Source organism: Phytobacter sp. RSE-02, from assembly GCF_040578655.1.
Lineage (GTDB): Bacteria > Pseudomonadota > Gammaproteobacteria > Enterobacterales > Enterobacteriaceae > Phytobacter > Phytobacter diazotrophicus.
The window spans coordinates 130,353-156,344 of record NZ_JBEULY010000007.1; the positions used below are offsets into that span (position 1 = coordinate 130,353).

At 54.7% G+C, this 25,992-nt stretch carries 24 protein-coding genes; 5 read left to right on the forward strand and 19 right to left on the reverse strand.

The features are described 5' to 3' along the window. Positions 1–13: 13 nt before the first annotated feature. The gene (locus tag ABU190_RS16220) at positions 14–988 is read left to right on the forward strand and encodes an aldo/keto reductase (protein WP_354691836.1); all 975 of its coding nucleotides are present in this window, start codon (positions 14–16) and stop codon (positions 986–988) included. Between the two features lie 89 nt (positions 989–1,077). Here the strand turns inward: ABU190_RS16220 and pgpA are convergent, their stop codons facing one another. The 6 genes from pgpA to nrdR form a co-directional block, all read right to left on the reverse strand. After that, complete coding sequence (pgpA, locus tag ABU190_RS16225; protein WP_041852521.1) at positions 1,078–1,593, reverse strand: phosphatidylglycerophosphatase A; 516 nt, start codon at positions 1,591–1,593, stop codon at positions 1,078–1,080. Further along, positions 1,571–2,548 carry a thiamine-phosphate kinase gene (gene thiL, locus ABU190_RS16230; protein ID WP_354691837.1) on the reverse strand — a complete coding sequence of 326 codons (978 nt, stop codon included), beginning with the start codon at positions 2,546–2,548 and terminating at the stop codon, positions 1,571–1,573. The genes pgpA and thiL overlap by 23 nt, the downstream gene beginning before the upstream one ends. A gap of 74 nt (positions 2,549–2,622) precedes the next feature. Continuing rightward, a complete protein-coding gene (gene nusB / locus ABU190_RS16235) occupies positions 2,623–3,042 on the reverse strand; it encodes a transcription antitermination factor NusB (protein ID WP_041852523.1) in 420 nt (139 codons plus the stop codon). Positions 3,043–3,061: 19 nt separating this feature from the next. Further along, complete coding sequence (gene ribE, locus ABU190_RS16240) at positions 3,062–3,532, reverse strand: 6,7-dimethyl-8-ribityllumazine synthase (protein WP_041852524.1); 471 nt, start codon at positions 3,530–3,532, stop codon at positions 3,062–3,064. Between the two features lie 89 nt (positions 3,533–3,621). After that, a complete protein-coding gene (gene ribD, locus ABU190_RS16245; RefSeq protein WP_354691838.1) occupies positions 3,622–4,725 on the reverse strand; it encodes a bifunctional diaminohydroxyphosphoribosylaminopyrimidine deaminase/5-amino-6-(5-phosphoribosylamino)uracil reductase RibD in 1,104 nt (367 codons plus the stop codon). Between the two features lie 2 nt (positions 4,726–4,727). Further along, positions 4,728–5,177, reverse strand: a complete 450-nt coding sequence (nrdR, locus tag ABU190_RS16250) for a transcriptional regulator NrdR (RefSeq protein WP_041852526.1) — start codon at positions 5,175–5,177, stop codon at positions 4,728–4,730. A 153-nt stretch (positions 5,178–5,330) separates the two neighbouring features. On the opposite strand from nrdR, the gene ABU190_RS16255 reads away from it, so the two are divergent. Then, the gene (locus ABU190_RS16255) at positions 5,331–5,873 is read left to right on the forward strand and encodes a DUF3251 domain-containing protein (protein ID WP_296421898.1); all 543 of its coding nucleotides are present in this window, start codon (positions 5,331–5,333) and stop codon (positions 5,871–5,873) included. A 296-nt stretch (positions 5,874–6,169) separates the two neighbouring features. Continuing rightward, entirely contained in the window at positions 6,170–7,048 is an 879-nt protein-coding gene (locus ABU190_RS16260) for a nucleoside-specific channel-forming protein Tsx (RefSeq protein ID WP_041852528.1), read from the forward strand. A gap of 141 nt (positions 7,049–7,189) precedes the next feature. On the opposite strand, the gene ABU190_RS16265 is transcribed toward ABU190_RS16260, so the two are convergent. The 7 genes from ABU190_RS16265 to queA all read right to left on the reverse strand — a co-directional run bounded on the left by ABU190_RS16265 (position 7,190) and on the right by queA (position 14,513). After that, positions 7,190–8,404 carry a hypothetical protein gene (locus ABU190_RS16265; RefSeq protein WP_354691839.1) on the reverse strand — a complete coding sequence of 405 codons (1,215 nt, stop codon included), beginning with the start codon at positions 8,402–8,404 and terminating at the stop codon, positions 7,190–7,192. Positions 8,405–8,454: 50 nt separating this feature from the next. Further along, complete coding sequence (yajD, locus tag ABU190_RS16270) at positions 8,455–8,802, reverse strand: HNH nuclease YajD (protein ID WP_041852530.1); 348 nt, start codon at positions 8,800–8,802, stop codon at positions 8,455–8,457. A 171-nt stretch (positions 8,803–8,973) separates the two neighbouring features. After that, a complete protein-coding gene (gene secF / locus ABU190_RS16275; protein ID WP_271850707.1) occupies positions 8,974–9,945 on the reverse strand; it encodes a protein translocase subunit SecF in 972 nt (323 codons plus the stop codon). 10 nt (positions 9,946–9,955) lie between these two features. Next, entirely contained in the window at positions 9,956–11,803 is a 1,848-nt protein-coding gene (gene secD / locus ABU190_RS16280; protein ID WP_072039800.1) for a protein translocase subunit SecD, read from the reverse strand. 27 nt (positions 11,804–11,830) lie between these two features. Next, a complete protein-coding gene (yajC, locus tag ABU190_RS16285) occupies positions 11,831–12,169 on the reverse strand; it encodes a preprotein translocase subunit YajC (protein ID WP_041852533.1) in 339 nt (112 codons plus the stop codon). Positions 12,170–12,191: 22 nt separating this feature from the next. Then, on the reverse strand, positions 12,192–13,319 hold the full coding sequence (gene tgt, locus ABU190_RS16290) for a tRNA guanosine(34) transglycosylase Tgt (RefSeq protein WP_041852534.1): 1,128 nt from the start codon (positions 13,317–13,319) through the stop codon (positions 12,192–12,194). Between the two features lie 123 nt (positions 13,320–13,442). Continuing rightward, positions 13,443–14,513 carry a tRNA preQ1(34) S-adenosylmethionine ribosyltransferase-isomerase QueA gene (queA, locus tag ABU190_RS16295; RefSeq protein ID WP_107223661.1) on the reverse strand — a complete coding sequence of 357 codons (1,071 nt, stop codon included), beginning with the start codon at positions 14,511–14,513 and terminating at the stop codon, positions 13,443–13,445. A gap of 199 nt (positions 14,514–14,712) precedes the next feature. Between queA and acpH the strand changes: the two genes are divergently transcribed. Further along, entirely contained in the window at positions 14,713–15,294 is a 582-nt protein-coding gene (acpH, locus tag ABU190_RS16300) for an ACP phosphodiesterase (protein WP_354691840.1), read from the forward strand. Here acpH and ABU190_RS16305 read toward each other — a convergent pair whose 3' ends face one another. The 3 genes from ABU190_RS16305 to malZ all read right to left on the reverse strand — a co-directional run bounded on the left by ABU190_RS16305 (position 15,295) and on the right by malZ (position 21,297). Continuing rightward, on the reverse strand, positions 15,295–16,671 hold the full coding sequence (locus tag ABU190_RS16305; RefSeq protein ID WP_354691841.1) for a DUF3999 family protein: 1,377 nt from the start codon (positions 16,669–16,671) through the stop codon (positions 15,295–15,297). Continuing rightward, positions 16,668–19,394: a DUF2339 domain-containing protein gene (locus ABU190_RS16310; protein ID WP_354691842.1), complete on the reverse strand. Its 2,727-nt coding sequence runs from the start codon at positions 19,392–19,394 to the stop codon at positions 16,668–16,670. Before ABU190_RS16310 ends, ABU190_RS16305 begins: the two co-directional genes overlap by 4 nt. An 85-nt stretch (positions 19,395–19,479) precedes the next feature. Then, the gene (gene malZ / locus ABU190_RS16315; RefSeq protein WP_354691843.1) at positions 19,480–21,297 is read right to left on the reverse strand and encodes a maltodextrin glucosidase; all 1,818 of its coding nucleotides are present in this window, start codon (positions 21,295–21,297) and stop codon (positions 19,480–19,482) included. A 12-nt stretch (positions 21,298–21,309) separates the two neighbouring features. Here malZ and ABU190_RS16320 point away from each other — a divergent pair, with 12 nt between their 5' ends. Further along, positions 21,310–21,549 carry a hypothetical protein gene (locus ABU190_RS16320; RefSeq protein WP_354691844.1) on the forward strand — a complete coding sequence of 80 codons (240 nt, stop codon included), beginning with the start codon at positions 21,310–21,312 and terminating at the stop codon, positions 21,547–21,549. Here ABU190_RS16320 and proY read toward each other — a convergent pair. From proY to phoR, 3 genes are all read right to left on the reverse strand, one after another. Next, a complete protein-coding gene (gene proY / locus ABU190_RS16325) occupies positions 21,530–22,882 on the reverse strand; it encodes a proline-specific permease ProY (RefSeq protein ID WP_079497574.1) in 1,353 nt (450 codons plus the stop codon). The genes ABU190_RS16320 and proY overlap by 20 nt on opposite strands. A 79-nt stretch (positions 22,883–22,961) precedes the next feature. Then, positions 22,962–24,281: a branched-chain amino acid transporter carrier protein BrnQ gene (gene brnQ / locus ABU190_RS16330; protein WP_354691845.1), complete on the reverse strand. Its 1,320-nt coding sequence runs from the start codon at positions 24,279–24,281 to the stop codon at positions 22,962–22,964. Between the two features lie 408 nt (positions 24,282–24,689). Beyond that, entirely contained in the window at positions 24,690–25,985 is a 1,296-nt protein-coding gene (phoR, locus tag ABU190_RS16335; RefSeq protein WP_354691846.1) for a phosphate regulon sensor histidine kinase PhoR, read from the reverse strand. Positions 25,986–25,992: the final 7 nt, after the last annotated feature.

Here is a 25,992-nt window from a genome sequence, read left to right on the forward strand (position 1 = left end):
CAGGAGTGGACCCATGCAATACAACACGTTAGGAAAAACAGATCTTAAAGTTTCCCGCCTTTGCCTTGGCTGCATGACCTTTGGCGAACCAGATCGTGGCAACCACGCCTGGACGCTGCCGGAAGAGAGCAGTCGTCTGATTATCCAGCACGCCCTGAATGGCGGAATTAACTTCTTTGATACCGCAAACAGCTATTCCGATGGCAGCAGTGAAGAGATCGTGGGCCGTGCGCTACGTGACTTCGCCCGCCGTGAAGACGTGGTGGTAGCCACCAAGGTCTATCATGCATCCGGCACGCTCAAAGAAGGCCTCTCACGTGCGCAAATTCTGCGCTCCATTGATGACAGCCTGCAACGCCTGGGGATGGACTATGTCGATTTACTGCAAATCCACCGCTGGGACTACAACACGCCGATTGAAGAGACGCTGGAAGCGCTCAATGATGTCGTAAAAGCCGGGAAAGCCCGTTACATCGGCGCGTCCTCCATGTACGCCTACCAGTTCGCACAGGCGCTGGAATTGCAAAAACAGCACGGCTGGGCGCCCTTTGTCACCATGCAGGATCACTACAACCTCATCTACCGTGAAGAAGAGCGTGAAATGCTGCCGCTCTGCTATAAAGAGGGGGTTGCGGTGATCCCGTGGAGTCCGCTGGCGCGCGGTCGCCTGACTCGTCCCTGGGGTGAAACCACCGCGCGAATCGTATCAGACGAAGTAGGGAAAAAACTCTACAACGAAAGCGATGAGAACGACGCGCAGATTGCTGAGCGTCTTGGCTCCATTGCCGAAGAAACGGGCGCTACGCGCGCGCAGGTCGCGCTGGCATGGCTGCTGAGCAAACCCGGTATCGCCGCCCCGATTATCGGCGCATCGCGCGAAGAACAACTCGAAGAGCTATTACAGGCGGTAGATTTAACGCTAAAACCAGAGCAGATCGCCGAAATGGAAACACCTTACAAACAGCATCCGGTGGTCGGGTTTAAGTGATTCGTCAGTGATTTTTTGAACGGTCTGAAATGTCCCGGATGCAGCGTTAAACGCCTTACCATCCGGGCAACCGCTGATAAAAGCGACGGCTAGAGAATACCAATCGGCCAGTAGTGACCCACCGCATATAAAATGCCTGCGGAGATAATCCCGGCCACGATATCGTCAACCATGATCCCCATGCCCCCATGCACATTCCGATCAAACCAGCGAATCGGCCACGGTTTCCACATGTCGAAAATACGGAAGATCACAAAACCGGCGGCAACCCACTGCCAGTCATTCGTCGGGAGTGCCATCAGGGTGATCCACATCCCGATAAATTCATCCCAGACGATGCTGCCATGATCGTGCACGCCCATATCTTTCGCCGTACGATGGCAGAGATAAACGCCCACGCTAATCCCCAGCATCACCAGCAACGAATAGAGCTGCCACGGCAGAAAGGTCATCAGATACCAGAACGGGATAGAGGCCAGAGAGCCCATTGTGCCCGGCACGACAGGGCTTAATCCGCTGCCAAAACCCGTAGCCAGTAAATGCCACGGGTTGCTCATTTTCAAACGGCTTTTGGCAATGTCTTTAAAGCGCGGCAAAATGGTCATATCCTTTCCAGTCAAGCGTCACAGTTTTACCTTCACGGGTAAAATTCAGGCCTTCCACATCCGCGCTCATCTGCCCAATACAGGTCACAGGCACACCCAGATGGCCCACGGCTACCTCCAGCGCACCCCGGTTAATTTCCGGCACGGTAAAGCACAACTCGTAATCTTCACCGCCTGACAACGCCCAGCGCAGAGCCTGTTCCTCATCCACATGACGCAACATCGCCTGCGAATAAGGTAACGCACTGAGATCGACCCGCGCACCGCAACCGCTGGCCTTGAGAATATGTCCAAGATCCGAGATCAACCCATCGGAGAGATCGATAGCCGAGCTTGCCAGATTGCGCATCGCCTGCCCGTGCAAAATGCGCGGTACAGGGCGCAGGTGGCGCTGCAACAGATATTTGGCATCTTGTGCGTCGGCGACCTGTAACTGCTTTTGCAAAATAGCCAGCCCGGCTGCGCTATCGCCCGGTGTGCCCGTGACATAAATCCAGTCACCAGGCCTGGCGCCGCTACGTTTTAAAGCGCGCCCGGCGGGAACATAGCCATGAATACCCAACGTCATCGACAACGGGCCACGGGTTGTGTCACCGCCAATGAGTTGCATATCGTAGTAATTGAGTTGCTCGAACAGGCTATCGCTAAACGCTTTAAGCCAGTCTTCATCGACATTCGGCAGGGTCAGCGCCAGCGTTAGCCATGCCGGATCAGCCCCCATGGCCGCCAGATCGCTAATGTTCACCGCCAGGGCTTTATATGCCAGGTCAGCCGGTTCGATATCAGGAAGAAAATGGATGCCTGACACCAGCGTGTCAGTGCTGATTGCCAGCGTCTGCTTTTCGGGTACGTTGAGCAGTGCACAGTCGTCGCCAATGCCGGTATCGACGTCACGGCGCGAGCTTGTTACACGGTCAAAATAACGGGCAATCAGGGAAAATTCGCCGCATGCCATACGTTATGCCTCAGCAAAGAAAAGAAAAAGCCGGATCGGGCGTGTCAAAGCAACGCCCGGCTCCGGCTTACGGATCATTTTTTGTGGGGACGGATCGCGGGGGCTGCTTTGTCGAGCACGCCATTTACAAATTTGTGGCTGTCTTCTGCGCCGAAGGTTTTCGCCAGTTCGATAGCTTCGTTAATCGCAACTTTGTACGGGACATCATCACGTTTAGACAATTCGAACAGAGCAATGCGCAGCACCGCTTTTTCAACCTGGCCCAGCTCTTCGAGCAGACGGGACAGGTACGGCTTCATCAGGCCGTCGAGATACGCGCTGTTAGTCGCCACCCCGGTCAACAGTTCACGGAAGTACAGAACGTCCACATCTTTTACGTCCTGTTCCGCCAGGAACTGGTATTCAACATCAGCGATGTCGTTTTGGGACAACTGCCAGGAGTAAAGCGCCTGGACGGCACACTCACGGGCGCGGCGACGAGCAGCAGGTTTCACGGAATTCCCCTTACAAAATTCAGGCCTTGATGGCTTTCAATACGTTAATCATTTCAAGCGCGGTCAGTGCAGCTTCTGCACCTTTGTTACCGGCTTTGGTACCAGCACGTTCGATGGCTTGTTCAATACTTTCAGTGGTCAGAACACCGAAGGCTACCGGGATCCCACTGTCCTGAGCGACATGCGCCAGACCATTGCTTGCACCGCCAGCCACATATTCAAAGTGCGCGGTGCCGCCACGGATAACGGTACCCAGCGCAATCACCGCGTCATATTTACCGGTTTTCGCCAGCGCGTCAGCCGCCAGTGGCAGTTCATACGCGCCTGGCACCCAAACAACGGTAATGTTGTCATCTTTTACCTGACCAATGCGTTTCAGGGCGTCAATCGCACCTTCCAGCAGGCTGTCATTGATAAAGTTGTTGAAACGCGCAATGGTGATGGCGACGCGAGCGTCCGGGGTAGCAACGTTAGCTTCAATAATGTTCATACTCTTCCTTTACAGGTTCAGTTCAGACCCCGCAGGGGGGCGGATTTTATCATAATATTTCACGCGCTGCCTCCCTTTTACAGCAGAGGCTACGCGTGGGTAAGATGCAGGCAGACGTCTGGCCCAACCTGACGTATCTCATTGAATTTAAAAGAGGGTGCATCGGCCAGCGCTTCCAGCCCTGGCAGCACGCACAGCCCCCGAGCATCCGCGCCCAACAGTTTCGGCGCAAGATAGACAATCAGTTCATCGACCAGCCCCGCCTGCAGCAACGCGCCCGCAAGGTTAGCCCCTGCTTCTACCCAAATGCTGTTGATCTGCTGTTTGCCCAGCATCATCATCAGCGTGACCAGGTCTGCATGACCACGGTGTTCCGGCACGAGGATCTCACGTACTGATTCAGGCCAGGCTCGGCTATCGTGGCGTGTCCGCGCAAACCAGGTCTCTCCCGGCTGCTGAACGATGGCATGCTCAGGCGTCACACGATGCTGGCTGTCCACGACAATACGCACCGGCTGGCGCAGGTTTTCCTGCGGATAAAGTTGCTGTACGTCCGGGCTCAGCTCGTCCCAGCGGACGGTCAGTTTGGGGTCATCCGCCAGTACCGTCGCGCTACTGGTTAAAATCGCGTGGCTCTGGGCGCGTAAACGCTGTACGTCGCGTCGCGCCTGCGGCGACGTGATCCACTGGCTCTCGCCGCTGGCCATCGCGGTACGGCCATCAAGGGATGCGCCAAGTTTAAGCTGGATCCAGGGGAAACCGGTACGCATGCGTTTTAAAAAACCTTTATTCAGCGCTTCGGCTTCTGACATCATCAGACCATGACTGACCTCGATGCCCTCCTGCTGCAGACGGTACAACCCCCGCCCCGCAACCTGCGGATTCGGATCCTGCATGGCCGCCACAACGCGAGCGACACCAGCGGCAATGAGTGCTTCACAGCACGGCGGTGTACGCCCATGATGGCTGCACGGCTCAAGCGTCACATACGCGGTAGCACCCCGTGCGCGCTCACCCGCCATACGCAATGCATGTACCTCAGCGTGCGGTTCACCCGCACGATAGTGGAAGCCTTCGCCGACGATTTCGCCGTTATTCACAATCACACAGCCGACATTCGGGTTCGGATGAGTGGTGAAACGCCCGCGTTGCGCGAGCTTAAGCGCGCGCGCCATGTACATTTCGTCGTGCATGATCAGTCCTGTAAACGGGCGATCTCTTCGCCGAACTCTTTGATATCCTCGAAACTGCGATATACCGACGCAAAACGGATATAGGCAACTTTATCGAGCTTTTTCAATTGTTCCATGACCAGATTGCCGATCATTTTGCTGGGAATTTCTCGCTCACCGGTAGCACGTAATTGTGACTTGATGTGATTTAACGCCATCTCAACGTCATCAGAGCTCACCGGGCGTTTTTCCAGCGCTTTTAACATGCCGCTGCGTAGCTTATCTTCGTTAAACGGTTCGCGAACTTCATTGCTTTTTACAACGCGCGGCATGACAAGCTCAGCCACTTCGAACGTGGTGAAACGTTCATTACATACCAGACACTGGCGGCGGCGGCGAACAGAGGAACCTTCACCGACAAGGCGAGAATCAATTACTTTGGTATCCACGGCGAAACAGAATGGGCAATGCATACGACGTCCTGGCGAGTGAGTTAACTGAAATCTATTTTACCCTGAACTGGCATGACAACAAAGACGAGCCGATTTTGAGACAATGGATCGATGGCAACGCAGCCGTTGCGATCTACCATAAAGAACATCCTCATCTTCAAGGAAACAGACAGAATGACAAGACGTTACCTAAGATCCCTGTTACTGGGAAGCGTTTTCGCCCTTAGCGCCTGTGCACAGCAAAGCGAGGTCCGCCAGTTGCATCAGGATGTCAGCACCCTGAACAATGAAATGGCCAAATTGAACAAAGAGACAGTGAAAATTACCCAGCAAAACGCGCTGAATGCGAAATCCAGCAACGGCGTCTATCTGCTGCCTGGTTCCAACACCCCTGCCCGGCTGAACAGCCAGATCGGTATGCTACGTATGACGCTGAAAGACATCACGCCAAATGCGAACGGCACGCGGGCCACGCTGCGAATTCAGGGGGAGTCTAACGATCCACTCCCGGCATTCAGCGGCACCGTTGAGTGGGGACAAATTCAGGGCACCACGCAGAACTTCCAGGAAGTTAATGTGCAAAACCAGCTCATTAGTGCTCCGGCCAGTACGCTCGCGCCAAGTGATGTTGACGTCGCGCTACAACTCAATGGCATCACGCCGGATCAGTTAGGTTTCGTTCGCATCCACGATATTCAGCCCGCCACTCCGCAATAATTTTTCCCGGCGACGCCGTCGCTCTTATTCACACTTTGTTACGTCTGAACACCCACCGGATGAGAATCTGGTGGGTGTCATTTATTGGCAACAATGATGATCATCAGTACAATCCCCGCTGCTTAATACGCGCAAACGTGAACGCAATCGATTACGTGTGTTTCATTAATGTGAAACAACACATATTTTTGTGAGCAAGGATACTTATAATAAGTCCGCAGAAACATGAAATATTTAGAAACGCAATGCGTGCATTCTTTCATTCCCGTAAGGGATCTCTTATCAGTGGCATAATTATGAAGAAAACATTACTCGCAGCCGGCGCTGCACTGGCTTTTACGACCTCTTTCTCCGTGAATGCAGCGGATAACAGCAAACCGGAATACGTGTCTGACTGGTGGCACCAGAGCGTTAACGTGGTAGGCAGCTATCACACCCGCTTCGGACCGCAGATTCGTAACGATACCTATCTGGAATATGAAGCATTTGCTAAAAAAGACTGGTTCGATTTTTATGGCTATGCCGATGCCCCCGTCTTCTTCGGTGGTAACACCGACGCAAAAGGTATCTGGAACCACGGCTCTCCGTTGTTCATGGAAATCGAACCGCGCTTCTCGATTGATAAGCTGACCGGTACCGACCTGAGCTTTGGCCCGTTCAAAGAGTGGTACTTCGCGAACAACTACATCTACGACATGGGTCGCAACGCATCCGGCCGCCAGAGCACCTGGTACATGGGTCTGGGTACTGACATCGATACCGGTCTGCCGATGAGCCTGTCTCTGAACGTGTACGCGAAATACCAGTGGCAGAACTACGGTGCAGAAAACCAGAACGACTGGGACGGCTACCGTTTCAAAGTGAAATACTTTGTGCCGATCACCTCCCTGTGGGGCGGCAACCTGAGCTATATCGGTTTCACCAACTTTGACTGGGGTTCAGATCTGGGCGATAAGAGTGCGTATGCTGAAAACGGCATCAAGCAGCGCACCAACAACTCTATCGCGTCCAGCCACATCCTGTCTCTGAGCTACGATCACTGGCACTACTCTGCTGTTGCGCGTTACTGGCACAATGGTGGTCAGTGGAATAATGATGCCGACCTGGTCTGGATGAAAGAGAACGTACGCTCTACGGGTTGGGGTGGATACCTGGTTGTGGGTTACAACTTCTAAGCGCTTTTGGGCTTAAAATCAGGCACCGAACGCGATTTGCGTCGGTGCCTTTTTATTTTCAAACAGTAAACGGGCTCAGCCAGTAACCGAGCGCCAACAAAAGCGCCACGCACAGGCAGCGCCGGGGAAAGGTAGCGAACATTAGCAAATCTCCTGAATGTAAGGTGGGTGCTGCTGTTCCTGACGCAATTTTTCAAGCCGCCTGCGCAGGCGTAGCCAGTCGCTGACCCGAGATGAGCATAAGCGTGTCAGTTGAATAGCCAGGTCGCTTCCCCCAAGCAGTGCGCCACAGAGGATGCAGAGGACGGAAAACATACTTTTCAGTGCCCCGCAAACTGCATGCCAGCGCCATACGTCGCCCGCGCTCAATGCAAAGCCCGCGCTAAAAAGCATCATCAGCGCCATCATGCATGGGGCGAAGATAAACAACATCCCCCGATAAAATGCCGCCATGCTTTGGTCACTGCGATACCAGTTGCCGTTGGCGATGTAGCAGCCGCCATCGGTAAAGTTATAGACGCCAATCGCTTTATTTGAATGGTGGTTGAAAATGGTCAGAACATGATCGCCCTGACTGATAAAAGGCGCGTGGGTCCGGTAGAAAAAAGGCAAAATTTTATCGATCTGGCTGCGCAGCGCCGGATCTCCCATCCGCCATGACAGCGATAACCCTCGCCCCTGACATACATATACCAGCGCCGCACCGGAATTGTCGGCAACATACGATTTCCACTCCCCGCTTCTGACAGCCGAGACCGTCTGTTTTATTTCACTCAACGTTGGGCCAACGTCAGAGAAGCCTTCCGGCATCGAATCGGGATACGGCGGGTTTAACAGCGCCCGACCAATATCTTCGCAAAAGGAGGTATCACCCCGCTTTGCCTGCTCAAGCTTTGCCAGAAGGTCACGAACCCGTGGGGAAAAGCGCAAACAGACCGCATGAAGGTCCGCCAGTCCCCAGGTTAGCAGCATCATTGTGACGGACAGAAACAGCAGCGGCATAAGAAAAGCAAATCCCCAGCTAAACATCATTGAGCCAGAGATAAAAAAAGCCGGAATTCCTGTTAGCAGGCGGCTAAGCGGAAGAAATAACGCGGGACGTGCGTGAGCGATCTCAAGCGTCGTCGTGCCATCAGTTATCCAGTCAATCCAGTAACTACCATCTTTTAAACGGTGGGTTCCAAGGTAGATTCGACTGTCTGGCTGAAGCTGGTCAAAGCCTGAATCATCGTTGAAAAAGCGCTTATCGGTATAAAAAGTGTGATGGCGGGTAATGAGGCGCAGATAGCCGCTTTCGGGATCGTTACCCACGGCAAAACCGCGAAAGCGGAATGCAAAATAGTGAGGTTTACTCATAGCAGACATCCTTGTTCGTCAGAAAACCATCCGTGGTTTTCACTTTTGTTTTATTTTTTCTTGTTGAGCATCGCTTTCAGGTCGGCGAACGGATTATAGGTCGCCTCACCAATATCCTTTTGCGCATCCTCACCTGCAACAACCGTCGAACCGTACTGGTCCGCTTCGGTATATTTCGAATGCTCATGATCGTGGCAGAACAGGCAAAGCAATTCCCAGTTACTGCCGTCTTCGGGGTTATTGGTATGATCGTGATCGATATGGTGAACGGTGAGTTCACGCAGGTTCGAATAAACAAACTCCCGCGAACAGCGCCCGCACACCCATGGAAACAGTTTTAATGCTTTTTCACGGTAGCCGCTTTCCAGCCGCGTATAGTTTTTAGGGATAATCGCCATATATGTCAGTACCTGGATAAATATCGGATTAGCGTCAGTTTCGCGCGCGGCAGTATTTTTATCAATATTCCCGCTTCTGGACGGAGAAAGTCCTCGTCGACGTAACGCAGCCGCATCAACCATAAAAAAACCGCAGTTTGCGGCTGCGGTTTTTTTAAGCGGAGAGCCGGATTACGGCAGAATTGACGGCTGATCCGCCCCTTCTTTTTCCACTTTCTGCTGAATCAGATGCTCGCGTTTCATGCCCAGTTTCAGCGCCAGCGCAGAGGCCACGTAAATCGAGGACGCCGTACCAATGGTGACACCAATAAGCATGGTCAGGGAGAAGCCCGCCAGAATTGGACCACCAAACAGATACAGCATCAGAATCACGACTAAGGTTGTCCCGGAGGTGATCAACGTACGATGCAGCGTCTGGGTCAGCGACACGTTAAAGATTTCGTAAGGCGTTCCGCGACGAATTTTACGGAAGTTTTCACGAATACGGTCAGACACCACGATACTGTCGTTGAGCGAGTAACCGATAACAGACATCAGCGATGCCACGATAGTCAGGTCAACCTCGATATGGAACAGCGACAGCACCCCCATGGTAATCACCACGTCGTGCGCCAGCGCGATAACCACCCCTGCAGCCAGACGCCACTCAAAGCGGAATCCGACGTAAACAAGGATACAAATCAGCGCCACCATCAGCGCCATAGCACCGGTTTGCGCAAGGTCTGCACCCACGCTCGGGCCAACAAACTCAATACGTTTAACCGTTGCATTCTGGCTGCTGGTTTCGTTAATGACTTTAACGACTTTGCTGCCCAGCTCCTGACCACCGGTTTCCCCGTGTACAGGCGGCATACGTACCATGATGTCACGGCTACTGCCGAAGTTTTGCAGCAGCGGCTCTTCAAAGCCCGACTTCTGCAGTGCTTCACGCATCTGGTCCATATCCACTGGTTTTTCCAGCGTGATTTCGATAACCGTACCGCCGGTAAAATCCAGACCCCAGTTAAACCCGCGCACGCCAATGATAGCGATAGAGATGATTAACAGCAGACCTGAGATGCCGAACGCCCAGTAATCCCAGCGCATAAAGTCCCAGACTTTACGGCCGTAGTTCAATTGTTCAACAGTGTATTCCTGTGCCACAACGCACTCCTCAGATAGACAGCTTTTTAACGCGCTTGCCGCCGTACAGCAGGTTCACGATGGCACGGGTGCCGACAATGGCAGTAAACATCGACGTTGCCACACCGATACCGGTTGTAATGGCAAAGCCTTTGATGGCGCCCGTACCCACTGCGTACAGGATCAGGACTTTAATCAGCGTGGTGACGTTCGCATCGAAGATGGAACTGAACGCGCCTTTATAACCTTCATCAATGGCTTGCTGCACCGAACGACCGTTACTCAACTCTTCTTTGATACGTTCGTTTATCAGTACGTTAGCATCGACCGCGACCGCAAGGGTTAACACGATACCCGCAATACCCGGCATGGTGAGCGTCGCCCCTGGCAGCAGGGACATAATGCCGACAATCAGTACCAGGTTGGCAATCAGTGCGCTCGTCGCGATCAGACCAAACTTCTTATAGAAGAAGATCATGAAGATGATGGAGACCACCAGACCTGCCAGACAGGCTTCCAGCCCCTGAGTGATGTTCTGCATCCCCAGTGTTGGACCAATGGTACGTTCTTCAACAATCTGAATCGGCGCAATCAGCGCACCGGCACGCAGCAGCAGAGAGAGCTGACGCGCTTCGGTCGGGTTACTGATACCAGTGATACGGAAGCTGTTACCCAGACGAGACTGGATATTGGCGATGTTAATCACCTCTTCCTCTTTCACCAGAATAGCGCGGCCATTCGCGTCTTTCTTACCGCTGTCTTTGTACTCCACGAACAGGGTCGCCATCGGTTTGCCGATGTTATCCTTAGTGAAGTTAGACATGATGTTACCGCCAGCGCTATCCAGGGAAATGTTCACCTGTGGCTGGTTGTACTCATCCTGGCTGGACGTGGAGTCCGTGATATGGTCACCGGTCAGAATCACCCGTTTGTACAACACAACCGGGTTACCTTCACGGGTCTGCTTCACTTCGGAATCACCCGGAACGCGGCCTGCGGCAGCAGCAGCCTGATCAACATTGCTGTTTACCAGACGGAATTCCAGCGTCGCCGTTGCACCCAGAATCTCTTTTGCACGCGCCGTATCCTGAATACCCGGCAACTCAACCACAATACGGTCTGAACCCTGACGCTGTACCAGCGGCTCAGCGACGCCGAGTTGGTTCACACGGTTACGCAGGATATTAATGTTTTGCTGCACCGCGTATTCGCGGGCTTCGCTCAGACGCGCGTCGGACATCACCGCACGCAGCGCATTGTCGCCCTGGCTGGTGATAACAAGATCACGGTGACGTTGGGTCAGATAAGTGACCGCCTGGTCACGTGCGCTGGCATCGCGGAAGAGAATGCTCAGGCCATAGTTATCTTCCTTACGCACAGTGGTGTAAGGAATGCCTTTATCGCGCAGATCGCTACGCAGGCTGTCGATATTCTGTTCCTGGAGTTTGCCAAGCGCGGTGTCCATGTCCACTTCCATCAGGAAGTGCACGCCGCCACGCAGGTCGAGACCCAGTTTCATGGGTTCGGCATTGACTGCGCTCAGCCAGCGTGGGGTGGCCGGAGCAAGGTTAAGCGCCACGACAAACTGGTCACCCAGCTCAGACACCAGCGCTTCACGCGCGCGTAACTGAACGTCAGTGCTGTCAAAGCGAGCGAGAATAGCGCCGTTTTCCAGTGCCACAGACTTCGCGTCGATTTTTTCTTCTTGTAGAGTTTTCTGGACCTGGATCAGCGTTTGCTCACTGGCGGCGACACCGCGCGCACCAGTGATCTGAACAGCCGGATCCTCACCATACAGGTTGGGAAGTGCGTAGAGCAGGCCGACGGCAATGACGACGACCAGCATAATGTACTTCCACAAAGGATAACGGTTTAACACGGCAGTTCCCTTTGGGAAAACAAGAAATTACAGCGCCTTCATGGTGCCTTTCGGCAGAACGGCAGCTACGAAGTCACGTTTGATAACCACTTCGGTGGTATCGTTCAGCGCGATAGCAATGTAGCCAGTTTCCGCTACTTTGGTTACGCGACCAACCAGACCACCGTTGGTCAGCACTTCATCACCTTTCGCGATGGAGTTCATCAGATTTTTATGTTCTTTGGTGCGTTTCTGCTGTGGGCGAAGGATCATGAAGTAAAAAATCAGACCAAACACCGCCAACATCAGGATCAGAGACATCGGGCTCTGGCTGCCACCTGCCGCGCCGCCTGTTGCTGCTACCGCATCAGAAATAAAAAAGCTCATTCAAATTCCCTCATTATTAAAATTAAGCAACATTCAAAGGCGGAACATCTCGCCCCTGACGTTGGTAAAAATCGGTCACGAAGCTCTCTAATTTACCCTCTTCAATAGCCTTACGTAAACCCGCCATCAAGCGCTGGTAATAACGCAGGTTATGAATGGTATTGAGTCGCGCGCCCAATATTTCGTTGCAACGATCGAGATGATGCAAGTAAGCGAGGGAATAATTGCGACAGGTGTAGCAATCACACTCAGGGTCGAGTGAACCCGTATCGCTCTTATATTTCGCGTTACGGATTTTCACCACGCCGTTGGTCACAAACAGATGACCATTGCGGGCATTACGTGTTGGCATAACACAGTCAAACATATCGATGCCGCGACGAACGCCTTCTACCAAATCTTCTGGTTTACCCACGCCCATCAGATAACGTGGTTTATCCGCTGGTATTTGCGGGCAAACATGTTCCAGAATACGGTGCATGTCCGCTTTTGGTTCACCCACAGCGAGACCGCCGACAGCGTAGCCATCAAAGCCAATCTCTACCAGACCTTTCACAGAGATATCGCGTAAATCTTCGTAAACGCTCCCCTGAATGATGCCAAACAGCGCATTCGGGTTTTCCAGCGAGTCGAAACGGTCACGGCTGCGTTTTGCCCAGCGCAACGACATCTCCATTGAGCGTTTGGCGTAGTCCCAGTCTGCCGGGTACGGCGTACATTCATCGAAAATCATGACGATATCGGAGCCGAGATCGTACTGAATTTCCATGGATTTTTCAGGATCGAGGAAGATCGGATCGCCGTTAATTGGGTTACGGAAGTGAACGCCTTTCTCGGTGATCTTACGAATGTCACCCAGGCTAAAGACCTGGAAGCCGCCGGAATCGGTCAGGATCGGCCCTTTCCACTGCATAAAGTCATGCAGGTCGCCGTGCAATTTCATGATTTCCTGACCCGGACGCAACCACAGGTGGAAGGTATTGCCGAGGATAATCTGCGCGCCAGTGGCTTCCACTTCTTCCGGCGTCATCCCCTTAACGGTGCCGTAGGTGCCGACAGGCATAAATGCAGGCGTTTCCACTACGCCACGATCAAACACCAGACGGCCGCGGCGTGCGCGACCATCGGTGGTATCCAGTTCAAATTTCACTTCATTTCTCCTGCATCAGAGAGACAGTCTGATGGTTAAAAATTCACCCCGGCATCACGCCAGAGTGCTAATAGTGCCCCGGCTGGCGCTATCGCTTAGCCGGGCTACGACGGTCAGGGGAGATCACTCACCCGGACGTTCATTAATTGCCTGCGGATTGTACGTGATAAACATCGCATCACCGTAACTAAAAAAGCGATATTTGTGCGCAACCGCTTCCTGGTAGGCGTGCATGGTGTGCTTATAACCAGCGAAAGCTGAAACGAGCATAATCAGGGTCGATTCCGGCAGGTGGAAATTGGTCACCAGCGCATCGATAACCTGATACTGATAGCCCGGAAAAATAAAGATTTGCGTATCGCCAAAGAAGGGCTCGATCAATGCATTTTTCGCCGCCTGCGCCGCGCTCTCCAGCGAACGCACGGAGGTGGTCCCCACGGCGATAACACGATTGCCACGCGCTTTGGCCGCCAGCACCGCATCGACGACCTCCTGCGGCACTTCGGCGTACTCAGAGTGCATAATATGGTCTTCGATGCTGTCCACGCGCACCGGCTGGAAGGTTCCCGCCCCGACGTGCAGCGTAACGAATGCCATCTCAATACCCTTCTCGCGCAAACGCGCCAGCAGCGGTTCATCAAAATGCAGACCGGCAGTGGGCGCCGCAACCGCACCCGGCTTCTGGCTATAGACCGTCTGGTAAAGCTCACGGTCGGCGTCTTCGTCAGGACGGTCAATATAAGGCGGCAGCGGCATATGGCCGATGGCGTTAAGAATATCAAGCACCGGACGTTCGTCGTTAAATTCCACTTCGAACAGCGCATCATGACGGGCCACCATGGTGGCATGGATGCTCTCGTCATCGCCCAGCAACAGTTCCGCCCCCGGTTTCGGTGCTTTAGAGGCACGGATATGCGCCAGAATGCGCTTATCGTCGAGCATACGCTCAACCAGCACTTCAATCTTACCGCCGCTGGCTTTGCGCCCGAACAGGCGCGCCGGGATCACGCGGGTATTATTGAAAACCAACAGGTCGCCAGGATTCAGTTTGTCGAGTAAATCCGTGAACGTACCGTGCGCAAGCGCGCCTGTCGGCCCGTCCAGCGACAGCAAGCGGCAACTGCTGCGCTCAGGCTGCGGATAATGGGCAATCAGGGATTCTGGTAATTCAAAGGAAAAATCGGCAACGCGCATGACACTAACTCGAGACGTAAATAAGAGGCGGGTAGTCTAGTGCCGGGGCGTTCTCCCTGCAACCTTTACCCCTCCGGAGAGTTCATATACTCTAAATAATTCGCATTACAAATGGCGGCAGCACAGGAAATTCCCAATCATCGCTGGTGAATGACACACGCCGCTACGATATGCGACCTGAACAAAAACGAGTATAACGATGAATTTTCTCGCACACCTGCACCTGGCTCACCTCGCCAATAGCTCGCTTTCCGGTAATTTGCTGGCGGATTTTGTTCGCGGCAACCCGGATGAACTCTACGCGCCCGACGTGGTTTCCGGCATCCATATGCACCGCCGTATCGACGTACTGACCGACAACCTGCCGGAAGTCAAAGAAGCTCGCGGCTGGTTTCGTCCTGAAACACGCCGTGTCGCGCCAATCACGCTTGATGTGATGTGGGATCATTTCGTCTCGCGCCACTGGGAGCAGATCTCGCCTTCAATGCCGCTTAGCGAATTTGTCGGCTACGCGCATGCACAAGTCAGTGTGATCCTGTCGGAAGCCCCGCCACGTTTCGTCAATTTAAATGACTATTTATGGTCGGAGCGCTGGCTTGAGCGCTACCGGGAGATGGATTTTATCCAGCGGGTGCTAAACGGCATGGCCAGCCGCCGACCGCGACTCGATGCTCTACGTGACTCGTGGCAGGACCTGGATAACCACTACGAGGCGCTGGAAGAGAAGTTCTGGCAATTCTACCCACGCATGATGGCGCAGGCAGAAGCCAGAACGCTGTAATTACGCCTTCTCTTTCACCTCGCGCCATATGCGCAGCGCCATCCATGCCAGCGCCAGTACGCCCAGTACCAGCGCGGCCCAGACCAGGCCGGTAAGCCACTGGCTACGCTGCTCAATCGGCGAGGTGGCGCTCAGACGCGCTTCGCCGCCCAGTTTTACCTCGTCGCCGACCCACGCCTCTGGCAGGCTTTCCGGCGCATGCTTCTGGCGTAAAGCCGCAGGAATCAACGCATCGAGATCCGTTGCCACGCTTTGCGCCGCTTTATTCCCCCACGCCAGAATGTACGGGCCGCTCCCCTGGGCATTAAAGATAAGCGTCTGGCCCGGTCGTAACCCAGTCAATTGCGGCAAGACTTTCGGCAGGTGAGCGTTGACCGTTGTCACCTGAATCTCCTGCACGTTACCCACCGTGACGGGAATTGGCTCTGATATCTGGTTATTTAAATTCCACAGCACTGTTTTCGCAAGCGGTCGCCACGCCTCATCGGCGCCGGAGCGCCAGGCGATCTCTACCGGCAGTGTACCCTCCTCTTCCAGACTCAAGGAAATGGAGGTCACAGGCTGCGGGCTGGCCCAATGATAAAGCGCCTTATCCTGCGAGAGCGCACGCCCGGCGGCGGGCAGGGCCACGTTCGTTATCTCCGTCGATTGCGGGTTTTCTATCACCACTGCGCGGGTAAGCGTGACAGGCAACTGCGGCTTATCAAACACCAGCAGTAAATAGCGCGGAGTATTGGTAACCATCGAAAGACTAATGTTGATGGTATTCAGCGTCAGGCGATCGCTGCCGCTCGCGACGTCCATCAGCGGCGCATCCGCCTGCATTAAATCCCACTCTTTCATATCACTGCTGTAGTAGAGCGATGCTTTCCCCTGCCAGTTCACCGCCGGTTTATCCCAGCTAAGCTGAAGCTGTGTGACGTTCTGCCTTTGCACGTTATCCGGCAGCGCCAGCAGATAGCTCTCGCCCATCGTGTTAATGCGTTCCCCTTCAAGCTTGATTTCATAACCCTCCGGGGAACGCAGCCAGACCCGTTCCCCGGAATCTGACAGCTTTTCAACAGGTGAAGCAGCAAGAGGGAAAAGGCGTAAAGCCTGCTCCTTCGGCGCGGGCTGCGCCTCCTGCTGCACCTGGAGCGTAAAAGGCACACGCTCACCCTGATGGTTAAACACCCGGACATCGCGCAGATCGGGCCAGACGCTTTGCTGGTAGACATCGTCGGGTAGCGTAACCCGATACCAAGGCGATGAGGCCGCTGTCGTAAGCGACCTGCCCCAGGCATAATCCTGCGGCGACTCCGGGGCGGTTTCCTGGGCAAGCCCCGGTAACGCCGCGCACCATAACGCGCCGGTAAAAATCGCTATCTTCCATTTCATGATTTTTCTTCCTCGCTGAACGCCTTCGCCCCTTTAGGCGGTAAGGGAGAGAAATACCCCACGATTAACACCAGCACCGCCACGCCAATAAAGGCGATAGCCCGCGCCAGGCCGCCACCGCCCGCGCTGTCCACCAGCATTAATTTCACGATGACAACCCCCAGCAACGCCGCGCCGCCGAGCCACTGGTGCCGCGACCCTCGCCGGGTAGCCAGCAGCATCACCACCAGCGCACCCAACATCCAGAACAGCGCGAAACTGGTCTGAATCAGACGCGAATTCCACAGGCTTTCGCTATCCCAGTCCACACCGCCATAGTGCGCCAGCAGGCGCAGCAATAGCCCGTTAATCCACCAGAAAGCCAGCGCCAGCAGCGCAGGTGCAACCAATGGCGTAACGTTCGCAGGCAGGCGCGGCCGCGCATAACGACACCAGAACCACACGCCGAGCAGCGCGAAGGCTGCCCCCTCTTCCAGCGGGTTAACCAGCGGCAGATAAAGAGAGTGAATAACGCGCCCGTCATGCATATTGCCAGCCACCAGCAGAACAACTAACAGCGGGATAAGCGGTAGCGGTCCCAATTGACCATAGAGTGCAGGCCAGACGCGTAGCGGCCAAATGTTGCGACGAATGCCGCCGTGAAGCAGCAGAATAACAATACCGCCAGCCGCCATCGGCAAGCCGATACGCCAGGCGTCCATTCCCCAGGGCAGTGCATCAACAAACCAGAAAAGCTCGGTTCCCGCCGCCAGTAAAATCATCCACAGCAGCGAAATATGAAGCCCTTGCGACAACCGGGCAGGAACTCTGCGCTCCCGCGATAACAGTAAGTACGCCGAGGGCAGCGCCACACACCAGGCGAGGTTTTGCCAGCCCGCCCCCAACAATTGCCGCTCGATAGTCAACTGCCAGAGCAAAACCACCAGCATCACGGGCCAAAGCAGCCATACAGCATAGTGTAACGCCCGCCAGTGAAGCCGCCGTGCCATATAGCGCCAGCCCCAAACCGACAGCGCCAGCAGTCCGAGTACCGCCGCCGGAATGCTTTTATTGAGTATCCAGTCAGACGCGCCCCAGAGCGCCACCAGCCAGAAGGCGATACCGCCCGCCAACAGCACCAGGCTACCTGGTGCCGGCAGGCGACGCCACAACCTGGCGGCAACCAGCCAGGTCGCGCTCAATACCGCAAAAATCACCATCACCGAGAGCGCCGTTGTGCCGTCGGTCATCGCCCATAGCGCGCTGCCGAGCGCCAGTACCAACAAACCCGTACCGCTATAGCTCATGCGACGCTGCCCTTGCATCACGCCAAGCCACAGTACGCCCAACCCTTCCAGCGCCCAGGCCATCGCAGTCCAGCGGGCTGAAAGCGCCAGCGGAATAGCAAGCGTGGTGAATGCGCCGCCAAGTGCCAGCGCCGCCAGAACAAGCGGTTTTCCCGCCGCAGGAAAGCGTTTTACGGCGCTCCAGGCCAGCAACATATAAAACGCGCCGTAACCCAGCGCACTGAGTGCCGGGCCATATGTCAGGTGCTGTGTGATGGCATATTGCATGCCAAACCCTATCAGCGGCGGGGCAAAGAGCAGCACGCCATCGATAATGCGCTTGCCTTTCTTTTGCGCACGCAGTGACAGCGCCACGCTCAATACGCCGAAGATCAACAGATTAGTAATCAGGAAGAGCTGGCAGCTCAGATAGTACTGAGGCCGGTAGTCGGCGATACCCCACACTCCCCCCACCCCGAAGGTGAAGAACATCCCCAACAGGTTAAGTTCGCGCCAGTGCTGCCAGACGCTGATCGCCAGGATGCCGACAGAAAGTAATAAATAGAAAGAGAATAACGTGACATGACTGCCGCCGCCCGAAGACAGCAGCAGCGGCGCGGCGTAACCGCCCAGACTCGCCAGCATGGCCAGACTCAACGCGCGCTGTAGCACCGCCAGCCCGACGCTGGCCGCGCAAATTAGCAATAACAGCGCAAACGCCAGCGACATGGGGAGCATCTGCCACAGTCGAAACGCGCCAAAGACCGTTAAATAGAGCGCGCCTGTTGCACCACCTTGTAGAATTAAGGCAAAAACAGGCTGCTTGTGTCGCAAACGCCAGCCGAGGAATAACAGCGCCATCGCACCCAGCGCGGCAACAGCCAGACGCAGCTCCAACGGGAAGAGCGAGCGTTCAACGCTATAACGAAAGAGAAAGGCCAGCCCAAGAAACAGCAGGATGATACCCAGCTTTGCCAGCGGGTTTCCTTGCATAAACCAGCGCAACAGCGCGGTGACCATACCGCCAGCCTGGCTGCCAGACGCGGGTTCCTCGCGTTCCGGTAGGGGAACGGAACCTCTGGCAGACACGGTTGCCGCTGGTGTCCCTCGCGCCCAGACATTCACCGGAGCCGGTTCGACATTCACCGGAGCCGGTTCGACAGGAACCGGTTCGGGTTCAGGCGTTAGCTGCGGCTCCGGGACTGAAATATCAGGTACGATAACCTCAGGTACGATAACCTCAGGCGAGTCAACAGGAGAAGCGGCCTCCTGCGCTGCAGGCGCATGTCCCGGCGCATAACCACTCATCTGCTGTTCAAGCAGAGCCACGCGCTGACGCAGGCGCGACAGCTCATCTCTGGCCGCATTACTACGCCGGTAAGCCAGAATCGACATTACCGGGATAACCACCAGCAATAAAAACAACATAGTACAGGCTATCAGTACCAGTCCATCCATGATTTCACCTTCATTCCGGAGCGTGCATATACTTTGGCACAAAGTATCGGAATTGCGCTATTCCCGCTGCGCTTTCTGGTAGGTGTTAGTTCCCCTGCCACACTGAGGCAGAGATTGCCGGTAACGACAGTACCCCATCCTGTAATGTGCCCTTGCCCTCTTTACCGTGCCAGACTTTGACATCCAGTAGCGGCGATTCCGGCAGGACAACTTCGCAGGGCTCGCCACGGTTAATCGCCACCAGCACCCTTTCTTGCTGATACAGACGCAAAAAGATCACCACGTTCCCTTCGGCGTAGATAACCTGACAGCCGCCGTAACAGAGCGCCTGGCTACGTTTGCGCAGACGGGCCAGCCGCTGATAGAGCGCCAGCAGTTCCGTGTCCTGTTTCGCTTTGTCCCACGGGAAGGGTTTGCGGCAGAAGGGATCGTTGGCACCGTCCAGCCCAACCTCATCACCATAGTAAATGCAGGGTACGCCGGGCCAGGTAAACAGCCAAACCACTGCCAGCGGCAACCGGGCCACATCTTTTCCCAACACCGTTTTAAAACGCGGTGTGTCGTGGCTATCCAGTTGGTTGAACATGCGTAACTGTTGCTGATGCGAAAGTCCGGCGCGGTAGTTATCCATCCACACCATACAGGTGTGCGCATCAATACGCTGGGGATCCATCGAAATATCGGTATTCGCCAGAAACGCCCATACCGGAAAGGTAAAACCACGGTAGTTCATGGCGGCGTCTTCCACGTCCGCCTGTAGCCACTGGCGCGCATCGCCGAAATGCTCGCCGACGATATAGGCCTCAGGCAGCGTCTCTTTGGCGGCTTTGGTTATCCCGGCGACATGTTGTAGGTTATTGCGCGCACCGCCCCCCTCACCCAGCATGTGCACCACATCCAGCCGCCAGCCATCCATATTCCAGGGCGCTTTCAGCCAGTGACGTACCACGCTGTCTTCGCCCTGGTACATCTCGTCCACCAGAGTTTGCGCCTGGTAGTCCAGCTTTGGCAGGCTGGAATAGCCCAGCCAGTCACGCGCGCGGCCATCCTCATCAAAACTGTACCATTCACGCCATTCGGAAGCGGGGTTATGACAGGCGCCGGTGGTGCCGCGGTTGTGTCGGTCAAACCAGGCATGTGAATCACCGCTGTGATTAAAGACTCCGTCCAGTAACAGACGGATCCCCAAACGATGGGTACTCCGACGCAGGCGAAGCAGTGCCTGATCGCCGCCGAAACGTGCGTCCACGTGACGGTAATCTTCCGTATCGTATTTATGCACGCTAGGGGCGACAAAGACCGGGTTCAGATAAAGCGCAGTCACACCCAGTTCATGCAGATAGGGCAGCTTTTCACTGATACCGTCCAGCGTGCCGCCGTAGAAAGTCGAGCCGCCGGCCTCGCCGCTCAACGGTTCATCCCAGTCGCGCAGCACGATCTCCTGGCCTGCGGCGTGGTGATAGTAAACGTTGTCCTGCTGATCTTGATGCTGTTCACCCCGGGCAAAACGATCGGGGAAGATCTGATAGAACACCTGTTCTGCTACCCACTGCGGCCCACTGTCAGGGGAATCGACGGCGAATTGCTCCAGCCGTGCAGGGGGAAACGGGCTGAACCCCTGGGGGGTAAACCAGAGCTGGCGGTCGTCCCACAGCAGCTTAAAGCTGTAACGACGCCGCGGCTGCCCACTTTGCAGTGAGATGGCTGCACGCCAGGCCGTCACGCCAGGTTTTGGCGCCAGGCGGACCCGCCGCATCGATATCGAGGTCTCTTCATTATCTATCTCGGCCCGTAACGTGACGCGTGACGGAAGCTTACTTCCGGTTAGCCAGAGTGTCATCACCAGTTGGTCTTTGTTCTGTTTTACAAACGGCGCGACAGGCAGATGCCAGGCTTGCAACATCGACTTTCCCCTATGTCAAAAATGACCTCACTCTTGCACAAATCTCGTCACGACAGCTCATCTTTTCTGCGTTTTTATGGGGTTGAGAACCAGGGCGCAGAAAACTCGCTGCGCATATTTTTCGCAAAGCCAGATGTGATTCGTCGGTATAAGCGCGGTAAGATGGGAAATGATGAGATAGTGGTAAAACAGCGTTTGCCCGGTAGCCTGACACTACCGGGTATTAGCGAATTTATGCTTTCTGGCGTTTAAACATCCAGCCAATCAGTAGCAGAACAATCCACGCGAAACCCACATACAGCGAAATGCGCGTGTCCGGGTGCCAGCCAATCAGGGCGATAATAAAGACCAGAAAAACCAGGCCAGCCACGGTGGTGGCAACGCCGCCCGGCACTTTGAATTTCAGGGCATTCACTTCCTGCGGCGACAAACGACGACGGAAGGCAATTTGCGACAGCAGGATCATGATCCATACCCACACGGTGGCGAATGTCGCCAGAGAGGCAATCACCAGGAAGACGTTTTCCGGCATGATGTAATTGAGGTAAACCGCAAACAGCAGCGCGATGGTCATCACCATTACCGTGACCCACGGAATGCCGCGACGGGACGTTTTGGCAAACACTTTGGGCGCACTGCCCTGCTCCGCCATACCGTGCAGCATACGCCCCACGCCAAACACATCGGAGTTAATCGCCGACAATGAGGCTGTCAGTACGACGAAGTTAAGAATGCTGGCCGCGAAAGTGATCCCCATATGCTGGAAGGTCAGCACGAAGGGGCTGCCGTCGGTCCCCACCTGGTTCCACGGGTAGATAGACATGATGACAAACAGCGTGCCCACGTAAAACACCAGGATACGCATCGGTACGGAGTTTATCGCACGCGGAATAGATTTCTCAGGGTCTTTCGCTTCCCCGGCGGTGATGCCGATGATTTCAATACCGCCGTAGGCGAACATTACCATTTGCAGCGACATCACCATCCCCAACCAGCCGTTACTAAAGAAACCGCCGTTGGTCCACAGGTTACTGATACCGGTAGGCTGTCCGCCGTTACCAATCCCCCAGATGATGATGCCAAAACCGGCGACAATCATGATGATGATGGTAGCCACTTTGAAGAAAGAGAACCAAAACTCCAGCTCACCAAAGACTTTCACGCTCATCAGGTTGATGGCGCAGATGATCAGCACGACGCTGAGCACCCAGATCCAGTGCGGTACGGCGGGAAACCAGACCCCCATATAAATGCCAAAGGCCGTCACATCGGCAATCGCCACAATCAGGATTTCGAAACAATAGGTCCAGCCGGTGATATAACCGGCCAATGGCCCGAGGTTTTCCTGCGCGTAGCGGGAAAATGAACTGGCGGACGGGTTGTGTACTGACATCTCGCCCAGCGCACGCATGATGATATACGCCGCCACACCACCGATGATATAGGCCAGCAATACGCTTGGCCCGGCCATTTTGATGGCATCGGCGGAACCGTAAAACAGCCCGGTGCCAATCGCCGACCCCAGGGCCATAAAGCGAATGTGCCGGGTACTAAGACCTCGCTTTAGTTTGTTCGTACTTTCCATGGTTTCCTGTTCCAGGATCTAAAAAAAACAAAAAACCACGGGACTTTACGTCCCGTGGTTAGCAAACCTTATTGCGCAATTAATGGGCGCTGGATGTCACCTGACGCCCGGCGGCACGATCCCAGCACACAGCCAGAGCCACCATCACCACTGTTGGCATCAACCAGGCCAGCCCCTGCTCTGCCAGCGGCAGACGCTGAGTCCAGGCCGGAAGCATATCGCTAAATGCAGATGCTTTGATACCGTCCAGTACGCCAAACGCCAGACTGATGAACATCGCCGGTGCAATTACGCGGGTCGAATTATGCCACCAGGAGCGCGTAAAGCTTAACACCACAAGTGCGATACACGGCGGATAAATCATTGTCAGCACCGGAATAGAGATTTGAATCAGATGACTCAGCCCCAGATTCGACACCGCCATGGAGAAGATCCCCAGGATAAACACCAGCGCACGATAAGAGAGCGGCAAATATTGCGAGAAGAACTCAGCGCAGGCGCAGGTCAGCCCCACCGCCGTAACCAGGCAGGCGATAAAAATCAGCGCAGCCAACAGGAGGCTGCCAGCGCCACCAAAGGTATAGGCAACATATGCATGCAAAATCGCAGCACCATTGGCAGACTGGTCCACCAGCGTCGAGCTATCAGAACCCAGACGGAACAGCGCCAGATAGAGCAGCGTCAGACCGACACCGGCCATCAGGCCAGCCCAGACGGTATAGCGGGTCAGCAAGCGGGCTTCTGTTACGCCACGTGAACGTGCCGCATTAACGATAACGATGCCGAACACCATCGCGCCCAGCGTATCCATGGTGAGATAGCCATTCACAAAACCGTTCGAGAACGCCGCATGCTGGTAGGCATCCATCGCATGGCTAATCGGACCGGCTGGCCAGATGATAGCGGCAACAGAGAGAACGATCAGCGCGATAATTTTCAGCGGCGCGAGAAAATTCCCGACGGTATCCAGCAATTTGCCCGGATAGAGCGAAACCAGAATGACCAGCGCAAAGTAGATAATGCTGTAAATCAGCAGCGGCAGTGAGCCTTCACCGGTCAGCGGCGCAATCCCCACCTCAAACGATACCGTCGCGGTACGCGGCGTGGCAAACAGCGGCCCCACGGCCAGATAGCAGACGGTGGCCAGCAGTACGCCGGCTACTTTACCAATCGGCGTGCTGAGGCTATCCACCCCTCCGCCCACTTTCGCCAGCGCGACGACCGTCAGCACCGGCAGGCCCACAGCGGTAATCAGAAAGCCAATTGAGGCAGTCCAGACGTGCTCGCCCGCCTGCAAACCAACCATCGGAGGGAAGATGATATTTCCGGCGCCGACGAACAACGCGAAAGTCATAAAGCCCAGAGCAACAATGTCTCGTGGTTTTAAATGATGGGTCATAAACGTTTACTGCCTGTGGATGTGATGTTGTAAGTGTTGAAATTTTCGCCTTATTTCAGCGGAACATTACGGCGGAAATAACCTTTAAACGTAGCGGGAAACACTTCCCGCGCTGCGTGACGGAGAATAGTTTTTCGATTTACCACGCAAATACAGTCGGTCTGACGACATACGGGGCGCAATTTAAACGCTTATAACGTTTAAAGGCAATAAGGGATCGCAAAACCAGATGGTTATACCAACTCTACAATAAATGCCAGATGAAGATACTGTATATAAGAAAAACGGATGGCTAATCATGCGAACAAAAAATAGTCAGAGACATAATCTGTTTGCAGATTCGGGAAAAACGAAGTGTGAAAAGCGGGTCTATGACAGAAGTGGAAAGAAAAACTGACACCTCAGGTGTCAGCTTGCGTTCTTCACGACGAGACGTGCGGGCAATGTAAAACTGAAACGGGTGCCTTTACCCGGCGTACTGTCGATTTCGAGCTTACTTTCGTGATGGTTAAGCGCGTGTTTTACGATAGCCAGCCCCAAACCGCTACCACCGGTTTGCCGGGAGCGGGCTTTATCAACGCGGTAAAAGCGCTCTGTCAGGCGAGGAATATGTTCAGGCCCAATCCCCGGCCCATTATCTTCAACGATAAACTGTGCGCCAGAGATCGCGCGTTGCCAGCGCACGGTAATGTGTGTTCCCGCTGGCGTATGGTTCACGGCGTTATAGACCAGATTGGAAATCGCGCTGCGTAGCTGATCCTCATTCCCCAGCACTTTCAGGTCACTGTCGACCACGAATTCAAGCTCATGCTTCTTTTGGCTTAACGTCTGCGCCTCGCGCTCCACAACACGCAGCATCATCGGCACATCAATAGTTTCATTCGGCGGTAACGTCGGCGCCGCTTCTATTTTGGATAATGTCAGTAACTGTTTGACCAGACCTTCCATTCGCGATGTCTGCTCACGCATGGTGTGCAGCGCCTTGTCACGCGGCGGCCCTTCCAGCGTCTGCTCTTGCATCATTTCCAGATAGCCCTGCAATACCGTCAGCGGTGTGCGTAGCTCGTGGCTGACGTTGGCAAAAAAGTTACGCCGGGCCCCTTCAAGCTGATGCATTTGCGTGACGTCACGCGCGACCATCAATAACTGCTGCTCGCTGTAGGGCATCACGCGGATCTCCAGATGGCGACCATTGTTAAGCACCAGATTCAGCGGGCGGGTGAAATCTTTCGTTTTAAGATAGCGGGTAAATTCCGGATAACGCAGCAGGTTGAGGATGTTTTGTCCGTTATCGTCCGGCCAGCGTAGATTCAGCAATTGCTGTGCCAGGCCATTACACCAAAACATCGTACCCTCTTCGGTGATCATCACTAACGCATCAGGTAGCGACTCCGCGCCACTACGAAAACGTTTGATCAGATTACCCAGCTCACGACGGCGTTTTTTATTACGCATCTGCATCTGGTGCAGACCATAAAGCAGGGGTTCCCAGCTTCCCGTGCCCGGCGGCGGCGTCATACTTTTATCGACCCACAACCACCAGGAAAGACGCATTAAATTCCAGAAATGCCAGGCCAGTAACCCGGTGACTGCCACCAGTAAAAACCAGGGCAGATAACCAAAGAAAGCGCCGAGCAGTGCAGCGGGTAGACAACAAAGGATGAGTTCGAGTACCAGCCTTTTCCATGACAGCCGTTCCAGCACGCGTCAC

Bases quoted from the DNA above. Each gene is read 5' to 3' on its own strand.
- ABU190_RS16220 (WP_354691836.1), top strand. From the start codon at position 14: ATGCAATACAACACGTTAGGAAAAACAGATCTTAAAGTTTCCCGCCTT.
- pgpA (WP_041852521.1), bottom strand. From the start codon at position 1,593: ATGACCATTTTGCCGCGCTTTAAAGACATTGCCAAAAGCCGTTTGAAA.
- thiL (WP_354691837.1), bottom strand. From the start codon at position 2,548: ATGGCATGCGGCGAATTTTCCCTGATTGCCCGTTATTTTGACCGTGTA.
- ribE (WP_041852524.1), bottom strand. From the start codon at position 3,532: ATGAACATTATTGAAGCTAACGTTGCTACCCCGGACGCTCGCGTCGCC.
- ribD (WP_354691838.1), bottom strand. From the start codon at position 4,725: ATGCACGACGAAATGTACATGGCGCGCGCGCTTAAGCTCGCGCAACGC.
- nrdR (WP_041852526.1), bottom strand. From the start codon at position 5,177: ATGCATTGCCCATTCTGTTTCGCCGTGGATACCAAAGTAATTGATTCT.
- ABU190_RS16255 (WP_296421898.1), top strand. From the start codon at position 5,331: ATGACAAGACGTTACCTAAGATCCCTGTTACTGGGAAGCGTTTTCGCC.
- ABU190_RS16260 (WP_041852528.1), top strand. From the start codon at position 6,170: ATGAAGAAAACATTACTCGCAGCCGGCGCTGCACTGGCTTTTACGACC.
- ABU190_RS16265 (WP_354691839.1), bottom strand. From the start codon at position 8,404: ATGAGTAAACCTCACTATTTTGCATTCCGCTTTCGCGGTTTTGCCGTG.
- yajD (WP_041852530.1), bottom strand. From the start codon at position 8,802: ATGGCGATTATCCCTAAAAACTATACGCGGCTGGAAAGCGGCTACCGT.
- yajC (WP_041852533.1), bottom strand. From the start codon at position 12,169: ATGAGCTTTTTTATTTCTGATGCGGTAGCAGCAACAGGCGGCGCGGCA.
- queA (WP_107223661.1), bottom strand. From the start codon at position 14,513: ATGCGCGTTGCCGATTTTTCCTTTGAATTACCAGAATCCCTGATTGCC.
- acpH (WP_354691840.1), top strand. From the start codon at position 14,713: ATGAATTTTCTCGCACACCTGCACCTGGCTCACCTCGCCAATAGCTCG.
- ABU190_RS16305 (WP_354691841.1), bottom strand. From the start codon at position 16,671: ATGAAATGGAAGATAGCGATTTTTACCGGCGCGTTATGGTGCGCGGCG.
- ABU190_RS16310 (WP_354691842.1), bottom strand. From the start codon at position 19,394: ATGGATGGACTGGTACTGATAGCCTGTACTATGTTGTTTTTATTGCTG.
- malZ (WP_354691843.1), bottom strand. From the start codon at position 21,297: ATGTTGCAAGCCTGGCATCTGCCTGTCGCGCCGTTTGTAAAACAGAAC.
- ABU190_RS16320 (WP_354691844.1), top strand. From the start codon at position 21,310: ATGTCAAAAATGACCTCACTCTTGCACAAATCTCGTCACGACAGCTCA.
- proY (WP_079497574.1), bottom strand. From the start codon at position 22,882: ATGGAAAGTACGAACAAACTAAAGCGAGGTCTTAGTACCCGGCACATT.
- brnQ (WP_354691845.1), bottom strand. From the start codon at position 24,281: ATGACCCATCATTTAAAACCACGAGACATTGTTGCTCTGGGCTTTATG.